This window comes from Pseudomonas sp. RA_5y_Pfl1_P24 (assembly GCF_963970945.1).
GTDB classification, from domain to species: Bacteria; Pseudomonadota; Gammaproteobacteria; order Pseudomonadales; family Pseudomonadaceae; genus Aquipseudomonas; species Aquipseudomonas tritici.
Window position 1 is genome coordinate 12413 of sequence record NZ_CAXAOJ010000020.1, and the last position, 13669, is coordinate 26081.

The 13669-nt window shown below is 57.8% G+C and carries 11 protein-coding genes; 10 read left to right on the plus strand and 1 reads right to left on the minus strand.

Features of this window, described 5'->3' with window-relative positions:
- The first annotated feature begins 14 nt into the window (after nt 1-14).
- The 8 genes from grpE (at nt 15) to AACY30_RS25370 (ending at nt 10480) form a co-directional block, all read left to right on the plus strand.
- A complete protein-coding gene (grpE, locus tag AACY30_RS25335) occupies nt 15-575 on the plus strand; it encodes a nucleotide exchange factor GrpE (protein ID WP_049711480.1) in 561 nt (186 codons plus the stop codon).
- A gap of 102 nt (nt 576-677) precedes the next feature.
- Nucleotides 678-2594 (plus strand): molecular chaperone DnaK, encoded by a 1917-nt coding sequence (dnaK, locus tag AACY30_RS25340; protein WP_339471730.1) that lies wholly within the window; start codon nt 678-680, stop codon nt 2592-2594.
- Between the two features lie 317 nt (nt 2595-2911).
- Entirely contained in the window at nt 2912-4036 is a 1125-nt protein-coding gene (dnaJ, locus tag AACY30_RS25345; protein ID WP_339420282.1) for a molecular chaperone DnaJ, read from the plus strand.
- A gap of 10 nt (nt 4037-4046) precedes the next feature.
- Nucleotides 4047-4853, plus strand: coding sequence for a 4-hydroxy-tetrahydrodipicolinate reductase (dapB, locus tag AACY30_RS25350; RefSeq protein WP_339420284.1), 807 nt, complete (start codon nt 4047-4049; stop codon nt 4851-4853).
- 257 nt (nt 4854-5110) lie between these two features.
- Nucleotides 5111-6247, plus strand: a complete 1137-nt coding sequence (gene carA, locus AACY30_RS25355) for a glutamine-hydrolyzing carbamoyl-phosphate synthase small subunit (RefSeq protein WP_065881648.1) — start codon at nt 5111-5113, stop codon at nt 6245-6247.
- A 105-nt stretch (nt 6248-6352) separates the two neighbouring features.
- Nucleotides 6353-9574 carry a carbamoyl-phosphate synthase large subunit gene (gene carB / locus AACY30_RS25360; protein ID WP_045060049.1) on the plus strand — a complete coding sequence of 1074 codons (3222 nt, stop codon included), beginning with the start codon at nt 6353-6355 and terminating at the stop codon, nt 9572-9574.
- Entirely contained in the window at nt 9571-10047 is a 477-nt protein-coding gene (gene greA / locus AACY30_RS25365) for a transcription elongation factor GreA (RefSeq protein WP_049711485.1), read from the plus strand. Before carB ends, greA begins: the two co-directional genes overlap by 4 nt.
- A 28-nt stretch (nt 10048-10075) precedes the next feature.
- Nucleotides 10076-10480: an MFS transporter gene (locus AACY30_RS25370; RefSeq protein ID WP_339471736.1), complete on the plus strand. Its 405-nt coding sequence runs from the start codon at nt 10076-10078 to the stop codon at nt 10478-10480.
- Between the two features lie 9 nt (nt 10481-10489).
- On the opposite strand, the gene AACY30_RS25375 is transcribed toward AACY30_RS25370, so the two are convergent.
- Nucleotides 10490-10798, minus strand: coding sequence for a YhbY family RNA-binding protein (locus AACY30_RS25375; RefSeq protein ID WP_017139256.1), 309 nt, complete (start codon nt 10796-10798; stop codon nt 10490-10492).
- Nucleotides 10799-10903: 105 nt separating this feature from the next.
- On the opposite strand from AACY30_RS25375, the gene rlmE reads away from it, so the two are divergent.
- Nucleotides 10904-11554 carry a 23S rRNA (uridine(2552)-2'-O)-methyltransferase RlmE gene (gene rlmE / locus AACY30_RS25380; RefSeq protein ID WP_034117848.1) on the plus strand — a complete coding sequence of 217 codons (651 nt, stop codon included), beginning with the start codon at nt 10904-10906 and terminating at the stop codon, nt 11552-11554.
- Nucleotides 11555-11754: 200 nt separating this feature from the next.
- Nucleotides 11755-13665 carry an ATP-dependent zinc metalloprotease FtsH gene (gene ftsH, locus AACY30_RS25385; RefSeq protein ID WP_339471737.1) on the plus strand — a complete coding sequence of 637 codons (1911 nt, stop codon included), beginning with the start codon at nt 11755-11757 and terminating at the stop codon, nt 13663-13665.
- The last annotated feature ends 4 nt before the right edge of the window (nt 13666-13669 follow it).

The following is a 13669-nucleotide window of genomic DNA, read 5'->3' on the forward strand; positions in this document are numbered from 1 at the left end:
GAAAGGAGAAAACTATGGCTGACGAACAGACGCAGGATACGCAAACTCCAGACGCCAATTCGGCTGTCGGCGATGAGCTGGCAACTCGTGTGCAAGTGCTCGAAGAGCAATTGGCTGCTGCGCAGGACCAGTCTTTGCGTGTTGCCGCCGATCTGCAGAACGTCCGCCGCCGTGCCGAGCAGGATGTAGAAAAGGCTCACAAATTCGCACTGGAGAAGTTCGCCAGTGACTTGCTGCCGATCATTGACAGCCTGGAGCGTGGCCTTGAGTTGTCCAACCCGGACGACGAAAACATCCGCCCAATGCGCGAAGGGATCGAGCTGACCTTGAAAATGTTTCAGGACACCCTGAAGCGTTATCAGTTGGAAGCCATCGATCCAATGGGTGGTGAACCGTTCAACGCTGAGCACCACCAAGCCATGGCCATGCAGGAAAGCCATGACCTGGAGCCTAATAGTGTGTTGAAAGTGTTCCAGAAGGGATATCAGCTCAACGGTCGCTTGCTGCGCCCGGCGATGGTTGTGGTGAGCAAGGCTCCTGCACCGGTTTCGCCTTCTATTGATGAGCAGGCTTGAAATACGCCGTAAGGCCCCCATCTATAAGTCAAGCGTTTAAGTGCTACCGCAGTTAGCCACCACTGCTGCGGCATCCAAATTCAAGTTTCGGGAGAGTAAATCATGGGCAAAATTATCGGTATCGACCTGGGGACCACCAACTCCTGTGTCTCCGTCATGGAAAACGGCAAAGCTAAAGTCATCGAAAACGCCGAAGGCGCGCGTACTACGCCGTCGATCATTGCTTATGCAAATGATGGCGAGATCCTGGTTGGCCAGTCGGCCAAGCGCCAGGCTGTGACCAACCCGCACAACACTCTGTACGCGGTGAAGCGTCTGATCGGTCGTAAGTTCGATGAAGAAGTCGTACAGAAAGACATCAAGATGGTGCCTTACAAAATCGCCAAGGCTGACAACGGTGACGCCTGGGTTGAAGTAAATGGCAACAAGATGTCTGCACCGCAGATCTCGGCTGAAGTCTTGAAAAAGATGAAAAAGACTGCCGAAGATTACCTCGGTGAGGCAGTGACTGAGGCGGTAATCACTGTTCCGGCCTACTTCAACGACAGCCAGCGTCAGGCGACCAAAGACGCCGGCCGCATCGCGGGCCTGGACGTAAAACGCATCATCAACGAACCCACCGCAGCGGCTCTCGCTTACGGTATGGACAAGGCCAAAGGCGATCACACCGTGATCGTTTATGACTTGGGTGGCGGTACTTTCGACGTTTCGGTCATCGAGATCGCTGAAGTCGACGGCGAGCACCAGTTCGAAGTGTTGGCCACCAACGGTGACACGTTCCTGGGCGGTGAAGACTTCGATATTCGTCTGATCGACTACCTCGTTGACGAATTCAAGAAAGAAAGCGGCATGAACCTCAAGGGTGACCCGCTGGCCATGCAGCGCCTGAAAGAAGCTGCTGAGAAGGCCAAGATCGAGCTGTCCTCGAGCATGTCGACCGACGTTAACCTGCCGTACATCACTGCAGATGCCACCGGTCCTAAGCACTTGAACGTGAAGATTTCTCGCGCCAAGTTGGAAGCTCTGGTTGAAGACCTGGTTCAGCGCACCATCGAACCTTGCCGCATCGCTTTGAAAGATGCCGGTATCGACGTTGGCGCCATCAACGACGTGATCCTGGTGGGCGGTCAGACCCGCATGCCACTGGTTCAGCAGAAAGTCACCGAGTTCTTCGGCAAGGAAGCGCGTAAAGACGTGAACCCTGACGAAGCAGTTGCCATGGGTGCTGCTATCCAAGGTGCGGTATTGGCCGGTGATGTGAAAGACGTGCTGCTGCTCGACGTCAGCCCGCTGACCTTGGGTATCGAAACCATGGGCGGCGTGATGACTGCGCTGATCGAGAAAAACACCACGATTCCTACCAAGAAATCCCAGGTGTTCTCGACTGCCGATGACAACCAGGGTGCTGTGACCATTCACGTGCTGCAAGGTGAGCGTAAGCAAGCGGCTCAGAACAAGTCCCTGGGCAAGTTCGACCTGGCTGAGATTCCACCAGCACCCCGTGGCGTGCCACAGATCGAAGTGACCTTCGACATCGATGCCAACGGTATCCTGCACGTTGGCGCGAAAGACAAGGCGACCGGCAAAGAGCAGAAGATCACTATCAAGGCCAACTCCGGTCTGTCTGATGAAGAAATTCAACAGATGATTCGTGATGCTGAAGCCAACGCTGATGCGGATGCCAAGTTTGCTGAATTGGCTGGCGCCCGCAACCAGGGTGATGCACTGGTTCACTCGACGCGCAAAATGGTCGCTGATGCTGGCGATAAAGTGAGTGCTGAAGAGAAGGCCGCGATCGAAGCTGCCGTAGTTGCCCTGGAAGCCGCCGTTAAAGGCGACGACAAGGCTGCTATCGAAGCCAAGATCGAGGAGCTGTCCAAAGTCTCCGCGCCGGTTGCACAGAAAATGTATGCCGAACAAGGTCAGCCAGCTGACGGTGCAGCGCAACAGGCAGAGCCTGAAGCCAAGCACGACGATGTTGTCGATGCCGAGTTCGAAGAAGTTAAAGAACAGAAGTAACTTGGTCGCCCGGTTGACCGCTTTTAAGCGGTGACTGGTAGGATGTCGCCGCGCGGGAGCTTGCTCCCGCGTTGGCGTGTCTGGGGTAAGCGAATTTTTACAGCATGCGACAGCGTTCGGGTGCTGGCGGTGTGATCGGGAATGCTCCTGCTTTCCGAGCAATAACTACCGTATTTTTGGCCGGGTCCTTGGCTAAAAGTAGTAATGACCAGGATCGTTGAATTGACGTGAGTTGGGTCCGGGCCTGTATTGGGGCTCAACGAGTTTGGCGGGGCTCAGGAGGGTCTGGCCGAACGTCCTTAAGAGTGCAAAGACTTATGGCAAAGCGTGACTATTACGAAGTGTTGGGTGTGGAACGCGGCTCCAGCGAGGCGGACCTGAAGAAGGCCTACCGTCGCCTGGCGATGAAGCATCACCCGGACCGTAATCCGGATAGCAAAGAATCCGAAGAGATGTTCAAAGAGGCCAATGAGGCCTACGAATGCCTGTCTGATCCCAACAAACGTGCGGCCTACGACCAGTATGGCCATGCCGGTGTCGACCCGAACATGGGGGGCGGCGGTGCCGGTTTTGGTGGTCAGAACTTCTCCGACATTTTCGGCGATGTATTCAGCGATTTCTTCGGCGGTGCCCGGGGTGGTCAGCGTGGCGGCGCCCAGCGTGGCAGCGATTTGCGCTACACCCTGGAATTGAATCTGGAAGAAGCCGTGCGCGGCACCAGCGTCAACATTCGCGTGCCGACGCTGGTCAACTGCAAGCCGTGCGATGGTTCGGGTGCCAAGAAGGGCTCCTCGCCGATCACCTGCCCGACGTGTGGTGGTATCGGCCAGGTTCGTATGCAGCAGGGCTTCTTTTCGGTGCAGCAGACCTGCCCGCGCTGTCATGGCCAGGGCAAGATCATTTCTGATCCTTGCGATTCCTGCCACGGCGAAGGACGTGTCGAAGAGTACAAGACGCTGTCGGTAAAAGTGCCGGCTGGCGTGGATACCGGTGACCGCATTCGCCTGTCGGGCGAAGGTGAGGCGGGTGCTCAAGGCGGACCTACGGGCGACCTGTACGTTGTAATCAATGTGCGCGAGCACTCGATTTTCCAGCGCGACGGCAAGCACCTGTTCTGTGAAGTGCCGATCAGCTTTGTCGACGCAGCCTTGGGTGGCGAGCTGGAAATCCCGACGCTGGACGGACGGGTCAAGCTCAAGATTCCTGAAGGCACGCAGACCGGCAAGCAGTTCCGTATTCGTGGCAAAGGCGTTGCGCCGGTGCGCGGTGGTGGAGCGGGCGACCTGATGTGCCGTGTGGCAGTTGAAACGCCGGTCAATCTGGGGCGTCGTCAGCGCGAATTGCTTGAAGAGTTCCGCAGTTCGCTGGAAGGCGATGACTCACACTCGCCGAAAACCACGGGCTTTTTCGATGGCGTGAAGCGCTTCTTCGGCGACCTGTAAGGAATTGAATATGCGACGTATAGCCGTAATGGGCGCTGCCGGGCGCATGGGCAAGACGCTGGTCGAAGCGGTGCAACAGCGCTCGCCGGCCTCCGGGCTGACCGCCGCGATTGTGCGTCCGGGTAGCACGTTGATCGGTGCGGATGCCGGTGAGTTAGCTTCTCTGGGGCGTATCGGTGTTTCGCTGTCCGGCCACTTGGAGCAGGTGGCTGATGAGTTCGACGTACTGATCGACTTTACGCTGCCGGACGTGATGCTGAAAAACCTGGCGTTCTGCCGCAGGGCGGGTAAGGCCATGGTGATTGGCACCACCGGTTTGACGGCTGAGCAGAAGCAGTTGCTGGTGGAGGCGGGGAAGGATATTCCGGTCGTCTTCGCGGCGAACTTCAGTGTCGGTGTGAATCTGTCGCTCAAATTGCTGGACCTGGCGGCGCGCGTGCTGGGTGATGAAGCGGATATCGAGATCATCGAGACCCATCATCGCCACAAGATCGACGCGCCGTCGGGTACTGCATTGCGCATGGGTGAAGCCATCGCCGATGCGCTGGGTCGCGATTTGTCGAAAGTGGCGGTGTACGGGCGTGAAGGTCACACCGGTGCGCGTGCGCGTGACACCATCGGCTTTGCGACTGTGCGCGGTGGCGACGTGGTCGGTGATCACACCGTGTTGTTCGCCACTGAAGGCGAGCGCCTGGAAATCACGCACAAGGCGTCTAGTCGGATGACCTTTGCCAAGGGTGCGGTACGTGCTGCGCTGTGGTTGGAAGGGCGCGAGCCAGGTCTCTACGACATGCGCGATGTGCTGGATCTGCACTGATCATTCGCTAAAACAGGGCTTAAAGCTTATGCTTGGGCCCCGTTTTTCCCGCTAAGCGACGTCCTGTCGCATTCCCCTGCCTTTTAGGCTCATTAGCGGTGGACCAAAAAAGCCTTTTTCTGTAAGCTACAGCTTTAGTGTGTTCACTAAAAGCGCGCAGAATAATTCAGTGAATGAGCGGGGTGACGTGTCCATACGTCACTCCGCTTTTTTACACCTGCGATCGCCCTTTCAGGCTTTATTTACGGGAGGTCTTCTTGACTAAGCCAGCCATACTCGCCCTTGCTGATGGCAGCATTTTTCGCGGCGAAGCCATTGGAGCCGACGGTCAGACCGTTGGAGAGGTGGTGTTTAACACTGCCATGACCGGCTATCAGGAAATCCTTACCGATCCTTCCTACGCCCAACAGATCGTTACCCTGACCTATCCGCACGTCGGCAACACCGGTACTACACCGGAAGATGTCGAGTCTGATCGTGTCTGGTCGGCTGGTCTGGTGATTCGTGACCTGCCACTGGTTGCGAGCAACTGGCGTAACACGATGTCGCTGTCCGACTACCTCAAAGCCAACAACGTTGTGGCTATCGCGGGTATCGATACGCGCCGCCTGACGCGCATCCTGCGTGAAAAAGGCTCGCAGAACGGCTGCATCATGGTCGGTGACAATATCTCCGAAGAGGCGGCGATTGCCGCAGCGCAAGGTTTCCCTGGCCTGAAAGGCATGGACCTGGCGAAAGTCGTCAGCGTCAAAGAGAAGTACGAGTGGCGCTCCACTGTCTGGGACTTGAAGACCGACAGTCACGCGACTATCGATGCCGCTGAGCTGCCGTACCACGTTGTCGCCTACGACTACGGCGTCAAATACAACATCCTGCGCATGTTGGTAGAGCGCGGTTGCCGCGTGACCGTGGTGCCGGCGCAAACTCCGGCCAGCGATGTATTGGCCTTGCAGCCAGACGGCGTGTTCTTGTCCAACGGCCCGGGTGACCCTGAGCCATGCGACTACGCTATCCAGGCCATCAAGGAAGTGCTGGAGACTGAGATTCCGGTGTTCGGCATCTGCCTCGGCCACCAGCTGCTGGCACTGGCTTCCGGCGCCAAAACCCTGAAAATGGGCCACGGCCACCACGGTGCCAACCACCCTGTACAGGACCTGGATACCGGTGTTGTGATGATCACCAGCCAGAACCACGGTTTTGCGGTGGATGAAGCGACCTTGCCGGCGAATGTCCGCGCCATTCACAAGTCGCTGTTCGACGGTTCCCTGCAAGGCATCGAGCGCACTGACAAGAGCGCGTTCAGCTTCCAGGGCCACCCTGAAGCCAGCCCGGGCCCGAACGACGTAGCGCCGCTGTTCGACCGTTTCATCAATGAGATGGCCAAGCGACGCTAACTGAGCGGTCTGCGGGCGGCCCCTAACTCCGGCGGCCCCTGCAGGCTCTCTAAAGATTGTTCAAGACGGCTTGCCGACTGACCTGCGGATTTGAGTGACAAACCCATGCCAAAACGTACAGACATAAAAAGCATCCTGATTCTCGGCGCTGGCCCGATCGTGATCGGCCAGGCCTGCGAATTCGACTACTCCGGCGCCCAGGCCTGTAAAGCCCTGCGCGAGGAGGGCTACCGCGTCATCCTGGTGAACTCCAACCCGGCCACCATCATGACCGACCCGGACATGGCCGACGCCACCTATATCGAGCCGATCAAGTGGCAGACCGTTGCCAAGATCATCGAGAAAGAGCGTCCGGACGCGCTGCTGCCGACCATGGGCGGCCAGACTGCTCTGAACTGCGCACTGGACCTGGAGCGCGAAGGCGTCCTGGAAAAGTTCGGCGTAGAGATGATCGGCGCGAATGCCGACACCATCGACAAAGCAGAAGACCGTTCGCGCTTTGACAAGGCAATGAAATCCATCGGCCTGGACTGCCCGCGCTCGGGCATCGCCCACAGCATGGAAGAAGCCAACGCAGTGCTCGAGAAGCTGGGCTTCCCGTGCATCATCCGTCCGTCCTTCACCATGGGTGGCACCGGCGGCGGTATCGCTTACAACCGTGAAGAGTTCGAAGAAATCTGCGCCCGTGGCCTGGACCTGTCGCCGACCAAAGAGCTGCTGATCGACGAATCCCTGATCGGCTGGAAAGAGTATGAGATGGAGGTTGTCCGCGATAAGAAGGACAACTGCATCATCGTCTGCTCCATCGAAAACTTTGACCCGATGGGTGTGCACACCGGTGACTCGATCACTGTTGCGCCGGCACAGACCCTGACGGACAAGGAATACCAGATCATGCGTAACGCCTCCCTGGCGGTACTGCGCGAGATCGGCGTGGAAACCGGCGGCTCCAACGTCCAGTTCGGCATCTGCCCGGACACGGGTCGCATGGTCGTCATCGAGATGAACCCGCGGGTATCCCGTTCCTCGGCCCTGGCCTCGAAAGCCACCGGTTTCCCGATTGCGCGTATCGCTGCCAAGTTGGCGATCGGCTATACCCTTGACGAACTGCAGAACGAAATCACCGGCGGCGCTACTCCAGCGTCCTTCGAACCGTCGATCGACTACGTCGTGACCAAGCTGCCACGCTTCGCCTTTGAGAAATTCCCGAAAGCCGACGCACGCCTGACCACTCAAATGAAGTCGGTGGGTGAGGTCATGGCTATCGGCCGGACTTTCCAGGAATCCCTGCAGAAAGCTTTGCGCGGTTTGGAAGTGGGCGTTTGCGGCCTGGACGAAAAGCTCGACCTGAGCAATCCGGAAAGCATGAGCATCCTCAAGCGCGAATTGACCGTGCCGGGCGCCGAGCGCATCTGGTACGTGGCTGACGCCTTCCGCGCCGGTCTGTCGGTCGAAGACATCTTCGGCATGAACATGATCGACCCGTGGTTCCTGGTGCAGATCGAAGATCTGATCAAGGAAGAAGAGAAGGTCAAGACCCTGGGGCTGGCCAGCATCGACCGCGACTTGATGTTCAAGCTCAAGCGCAAAGGCTTCTCCGACATGCGTCTGGCCAAGCTGCTGGGCGTGACCGAGAAAGCGCTGCGTCGTCACCGTCACAAGCTGGAGATCTTCCCGGTCTACAAGCGCGTTGACACCTGCGCGGCTGAATTCGCCACCGACACGGCCTACATGTACTCGACTTACGAGGAAGAGTGCGAAGCGGCGCCTTCGGGCCGCGACAAGATCATGATCCTCGGCGGCGGTCCAAACCGTATCGGCCAGGGTATCGAGTTCGACTACTGCTGCGTACACGCGGCACTGGCCCTACGCGAAGACGGTTACGAGACCATCATGGTCAACTGCAACCCAGAAACTGTTTCCACCGACTACGACACTTCCGATCGCTTGTACTTCGAACCCGTGACCCTGGAAGACGTGCTGGAAATCTGCCGGGTTGAGAAGCCTAAGGGTGTAATCGTCCAGTACGGCGGCCAGACCCCGCTGAAACTGGCGCGTGCCCTGGAAGAGGCCGGCGTGCCAATCATCGGCACCAGTCCGGACGCCATCGACCGTGCCGAAGACCGCGAGCGCTTCCAGCAAATGGTTGAGCGCCTGAACCTGCGTCAGCCGCCAAACGCCACCGTGCGCAGCGAAGATGAAGCCATTCGCGCAGCCAGCAAGATCGGCTACCCGCTGGTGGTGCGTCCGTCCTACGTGTTGGGCGGTCGTGCGATGGAAATTGTCTACGAAGAAGAAGAGCTCAAGCGCTACCTGCGTGATGCGGTGAAAGTGTCCAACGACAGCCCGGTGCTGCTCGACCACTTCCTCAACTGCGCCATCGAAATGGATGTGGACGCAGTCTGCGACGGCACCGACGTAGTGATCGGCGCGATCATGCAGCACATCGAACAGGCTGGCGTTCACTCCGGTGACTCCGCTTGCTCGCTGCCGCCGTACTCGCTGCCGGCGCACATCCAGGACGAGATGCGCGAGCAGGTCAAGAAAATGGCCCTGGAACTGGGCGTGGTCGGCCTGATGAACGTCCAGTTGGCGCTGCAAGGCGAAGACATCTACGTCATCGAAGTCAACCCTCGCGCTTCGCGTACTGTACCGTTTGTTTCCAAGTGCATCGGTGTGTCCCTGGCTATGATCGCTGCCCGTGTGATGGCCGGTAAGACCCTGAAGGAAATCGGCTTCACCAAGGAGATCATTCCGAACTTCTACAGCGTGAAAGAGGCGGTGTTCCCATTCGCCAAATTCCCTGGTGTGGACCCGATCCTGGGCCCAGAGATGAAGTCCACCGGTGAAGTGATGGGCGTGGGCGATACCTTCGGCGAGGCGTTTGCTAAAGCCCAAATGGGTGCCAGCGAAGTGCTGCCGACCGGCGGTACTGCGTTCATCAGCGTGCGCGATGACGATAAGCCGCTGGTTGCGGGCGTGGCCCGTGATTTGATCAACTTGGGCTTCGAGGTCGTGGCCACCGCCGGGACCGCCAAGCTGATCGAAGCCGCAGGCCTGAAAGTGCGTCGCGTGAACAAAGTGACGGAAGGCCGTCCGCACGTGGTCGACATGATCAAGAATGACGAAGTCACCCTGATCATCAACACCACCGAAGGTCGCCAGTCGATCGCGGACTCCTATTCCATTCGTCGTAACGCTTTGCAGCACAAGATCTACTGCACCACCACCATTGCTGCTGGCGAAGCCATCTGTGAAGCGCTCAAGTTCGGTCCGGAAAAGACCGTGCGTCGCTTGCAAGATCTACACGCAGGATTGAAGGCATGACCAAATACCCAATGACCGTCCAGGGCGCCAAGGCCCTGGAAGAGGAACACGCCCATCTGACCAAAGTCGTCCGCCCGAAGCTGAGCCAGGATATCGGCACCGCTCGCGAGCTGGGTGACTTGAAGGAAAATGCCGAATACCACGCTGCTCGCGAGCAGCAAGGTATGGTCGAGGCGCGGATCCGTGACATCGAAGGCCGTATGCAGAATGCGGTAATCATCGATGTGACGACCATTCCACATACCGGCAAGGTGATTTTCGGCACCACCGTGGAAATCGCCAACGTCGAGACGGATGAGCGCGTCGTCTACCACATCGTGGGCGAAGACGAAGCTGACTTCAAACTCGGCAAGATCTCCGTTGGTTCTCCGCTTGCCCGCGCCTTGATTGCCAAGGAAGAGGGTGATGTAGTGGCTGTGAAAACGCCAAGCGGCGTGATCGAGTACGAGATTGTTGAAGTTCGTCACATCTGAAAGACGGCGCCCGCTCTATGCGGGCGCCATGCTTTGGCAGCTCTCCCAGATGCTTTGGGTAGGCGGCCTGTGGTTGTTGCACATCGGTGTGTTACCGGCGCTGGGCCTGATTGGCCTGGCACCGTTGCTGATCGATGAAATCGATGGATTACTCAGTGCGTTGCTGGTGGGTTTCGCGGCGGCGTGCGTGACGCTCCAGGCGTTGGTGCTGGTCAAGGCCGAAGGCTTGGGGAGTTTATGGCGGGATATTCGCGGCCAACTGCTGTTGATGGCGCTGTATGCGTGCGCAATGTTTTGCGTGGTGCATGTGTGGCTGCCGGAAGCGTTGCGCTGGCAGCTGTTCAGCTATCTTGTGCTAGGGTTCTCCGGTCTGGTGCTGGTTATACAGCCGGCACCGGGATGGAGTGGCGGGGCGCGCGAAGCACGCCCGTAACCCTTGATATCATTTGAAACGATGAACGTTCGACAGTTGCTTGTTGACGCTGAAGTTCTTGCGATACAGCAGCGCCATCTTGCCGATGACCTGAACCAGGTCCGCTTTGCCCACCTTGCACAGTTCTGCAATGGCGGCCAGGCGCGCTTCGCGGTCAAGGATGTTGACCTTGATCTTGATCAGTTCGTGATCGCCCAATGCGCGTTCAAGTTCGGCTAGCACACCTTCAGTCAAACCGTTGTCTGCCACAATCAGAACTGGTTTCAGATGGTGGCCAATGGATTTGTACTGTTTCTTCTGCTCTTGAGTGAGCGGCATAATCTGACCCCTGCGTCTGATCTTGTAAAAAGCGGCGGCCAGTTTACCCGAGCGAGTCCGGGACCGCCCAGTTAATCACGACCCGTTTTATTTTCGAGGTGGCCCGTGGCCCGTTCCAAAACTAGCCTTAAGTGGCTGCAAGAGCATTTCAACGACCCTTACGTCAAAAAGGCGCAAAAGGACGGCTACCGTTCACGGGCCAGTTACAAGCTGCTGGAGATCCAGGACAAGGACAAGTTGATCCGTCCAGGCATGAGCGTTATCGACCTTGGCGCGGCGCCGGGTGGGTGGTCGCAGGTGACCAGTCGTCTGATTGGTGGTCAAGGTCGCTTGATCGCTTCCGACATCCTGGAAATGGACAGTATCCCGGATGTGACCTTTGTTCATGGGGACTTCACCCAGGACGCCGTGCTCGCCGAGATCCTTGAGGCTGTGGGAAATTCGCAGGTAGACCTTGTGATTTCCGACATGGCCCCCAATATGAGTGGATTACCGGCCGTCGATATGCCGCGAGCCATGTTCCTGTGTGAACTGGCCCTGGATTTGGCGGGTCGGGTGTTGCGTCCTGGTGGTGACTTCCTGGTGAAGGTCTTCCAGGGCGAAGGGTTTGACGAGTACCACAAGAACATCCGCAAGTTGTTCGATAAGGTGCAGACGCGCAAGCCTGACTCTTCCCGGGACAGGTCTCGGGAGCAGTATCTGTTGTGCCGCGGCTTCCGCGGTGTTGAAGGCGCTGCGAGCGAAGAGCGTTTTTGAGGATTTGGAGGAGGGCGATAGGTTTTTTTATATCGCTTTCGTCACGAAGCTTTACGAATATTGTGTAGTCAAAGTTTCACAAAGGGTTACAGACGGCGCCTGCCAGAGTTGTAGGTAATGTAGTAAGTTAGGCCGGTGAATATCATGCGAAGCGCGCGCCAGTAGCGGAGCTTGCTTCAGAGGGTAGTTAATTGAACGATATGGCAAAGAATCTGATCCTGTGGTTGATCATCGCGGCTGTCCTCGTGACGGTGATGAACAACTTCTCCAGCCCTAACGAGCCGCAGACCCTCAACTATTCCGACTTCATCCAGCAAGTTAAGGATGGCAAGGTCGAGCGCGTAGCGGTTGATGGCTACGTGATTACCGGTAAGCGCGTCGATGGCGACAGCTTCAAGACCATTCGTCCGGCTATTCAGGACAACGGTCTGATCGGCGATCTGGTGGATAACAAGGTCGTTGTTGAGGGTAAGCTGCCTGAGCAGCAAAGCATCTGGACCCAGCTTCTGGTGGCGAGCTTCCCGATTCTGGTAATCATCGCCGTGTTCATGTTCTTCATGCGCCAGATGCAAGGCGGTGCGGGAGGCAAGGGCGGGCCGATGAGCTTCGGCAAGAGCAAGGCGCGCCTGCTCTCCGAAGACCAGGTGAAAACCACCCTGGCTGATGTTGCCGGTTGCGACGAGGCCAAGGAAGAAGTGGGCGAGCTGGTCGAGTTCCTGCGCGATCCAGGCAAGTTCCAGCGCCTGGGTGGTCGTATTCCGCGCGGCGTGCTGATGGTCGGTCCTCCGGGTACTGGTAAAACCTTGCTGGCCAAGGCGATTGCCGGCGAAGCCAAGGTGCCTTTCTTCACTATTTCCGGTTCCGACTTCGTAGAAATGTTTGTCGGCGTCGGTGCAAGCCGTGTTCGCGACATGTTCGAACAAGCCAAGAAGCACGCGCCCTGCATCATCTTCATCGATGAAATCGACGCCGTTGGTCGCCATCGTGGTGCCGGCATGGGCGGTGGTCATGATGAGCGTGAGCAGACCCTCAACCAGTTGCTGGTTGAGATGGACGGCTTTGAAATGAATGACGGCATTATCGTCATCGCTGCAACCAACCGTCCTGACGTGCTGGACCCTGCGCTGCTGCGTCCTGGTCGTTTCGACCGTCAGGTCGTGGTTGGCTTGCCGGATATTCGTGGCCGCGAACAGATCCTGAAAGTACACATGCGCAAAGTACCTATGGGTGACGATGTGGCTCCGGCCGTGATTGCCCGTGGTACTCCAGGTTTCTCCGGTGCTGACTTGGCTAACCTGGTCAACGAGGCTTCGCTGTTCGCTGCCCGTACCGGCAAGCGTATCGTTGAAATGAAAGAGTTCGAACTGGCGAAAGACAAGATCATGATGGGCGCTGAGCGCAAATCCATGGTCATGTCCGAGAAAGAGAAGCAGAACACTGCTTATCATGAAGCCGGTCACGCCATTGTGGGGCGCGTTGTGCCTGAGCACGATCCGGTCTACAAAGTGTCGATCATTCCTCGTGGTCGGGCGCTGGGTGTCACCATGTTCCTGCCGGAAGAGGATCGTTACAGCCTCTCCAAGCGCGCACTGATCAGCCAGATCTGCTCGCTGTACGGCGGTCGAATTGCTGAAGAGATGACGCTGGGCTTCGACGGTGTTACCACTGGCGCATCCAACGACATCATGCGTGCCAGCCAGATTGCGCGGAACATGGTCACCAAGTGGGGGCTGTCGGAAAAACTCGGTCCTTTGATGTATGCCGAGGAAGAGGGCGAAGTATTCTTGGGTCGTGGCGGTGGCGGTCAAAGCGCCAGCTTCTCCGGTGAGACGGCCAAGCTGATCGACTCCGAGGTGCGCAGCATCATTGACCAGTGCTACGGCACGGCTAAGCAGATCCTGACCGACAACCGCGACAAGTTGGATGCAATGGCCGACGCGCTGATGAAGTACGAGACCATTGATGCCGACCAGATTGACGACATCATGGCGGGTCGCGCACCGCGCGAGCCTCGCGATTGGGAAGGTGGTTCGGGCACTTCGGGCACGCCGCCTGTGGTTCAGAACGAACGCCCTGAAACTCCGATCGGCGGTCCGGCAGCTGACGTCTAAGGTT

Excerpts from the sequence above, each read along its gene's own strand:
- ftsH (WP_339471737.1), top strand. The coding sequence starts at position 11,755 with ATGGCAAAGAATCTGATCCTGTGGTTGATCATCGCGGCTGTCCTCGTG.
- grpE (WP_049711480.1), top strand. The coding sequence starts at position 15 with ATGGCTGACGAACAGACGCAGGATACGCAAACTCCAGACGCCAATTCG.
- dapB (WP_339420284.1), top strand. The coding sequence starts at position 4,047 with ATGCGACGTATAGCCGTAATGGGCGCTGCCGGGCGCATGGGCAAGACG.
- dnaJ (WP_339420282.1), top strand. The coding sequence starts at position 2,912 with ATGGCAAAGCGTGACTATTACGAAGTGTTGGGTGTGGAACGCGGCTCC.
- AACY30_RS25375 (WP_017139256.1), bottom strand. The coding sequence starts at position 10,798 with ATGCCGCTCACTCAAGAGCAGAAGAAACAGTACAAATCCATTGGCCAC.
- greA (WP_049711485.1), top strand. The coding sequence starts at position 9,571 with ATGACCAAATACCCAATGACCGTCCAGGGCGCCAAGGCCCTGGAAGAG.
- AACY30_RS25370 (WP_339471736.1), top strand. The coding sequence starts at position 10,076 with ATGCTTTGGCAGCTCTCCCAGATGCTTTGGGTAGGCGGCCTGTGGTTG.
- dnaK (WP_339471730.1), top strand. The coding sequence starts at position 678 with ATGGGCAAAATTATCGGTATCGACCTGGGGACCACCAACTCCTGTGTC.
- carB (WP_045060049.1), top strand. The coding sequence starts at position 6,353 with ATGCCAAAACGTACAGACATAAAAAGCATCCTGATTCTCGGCGCTGGC.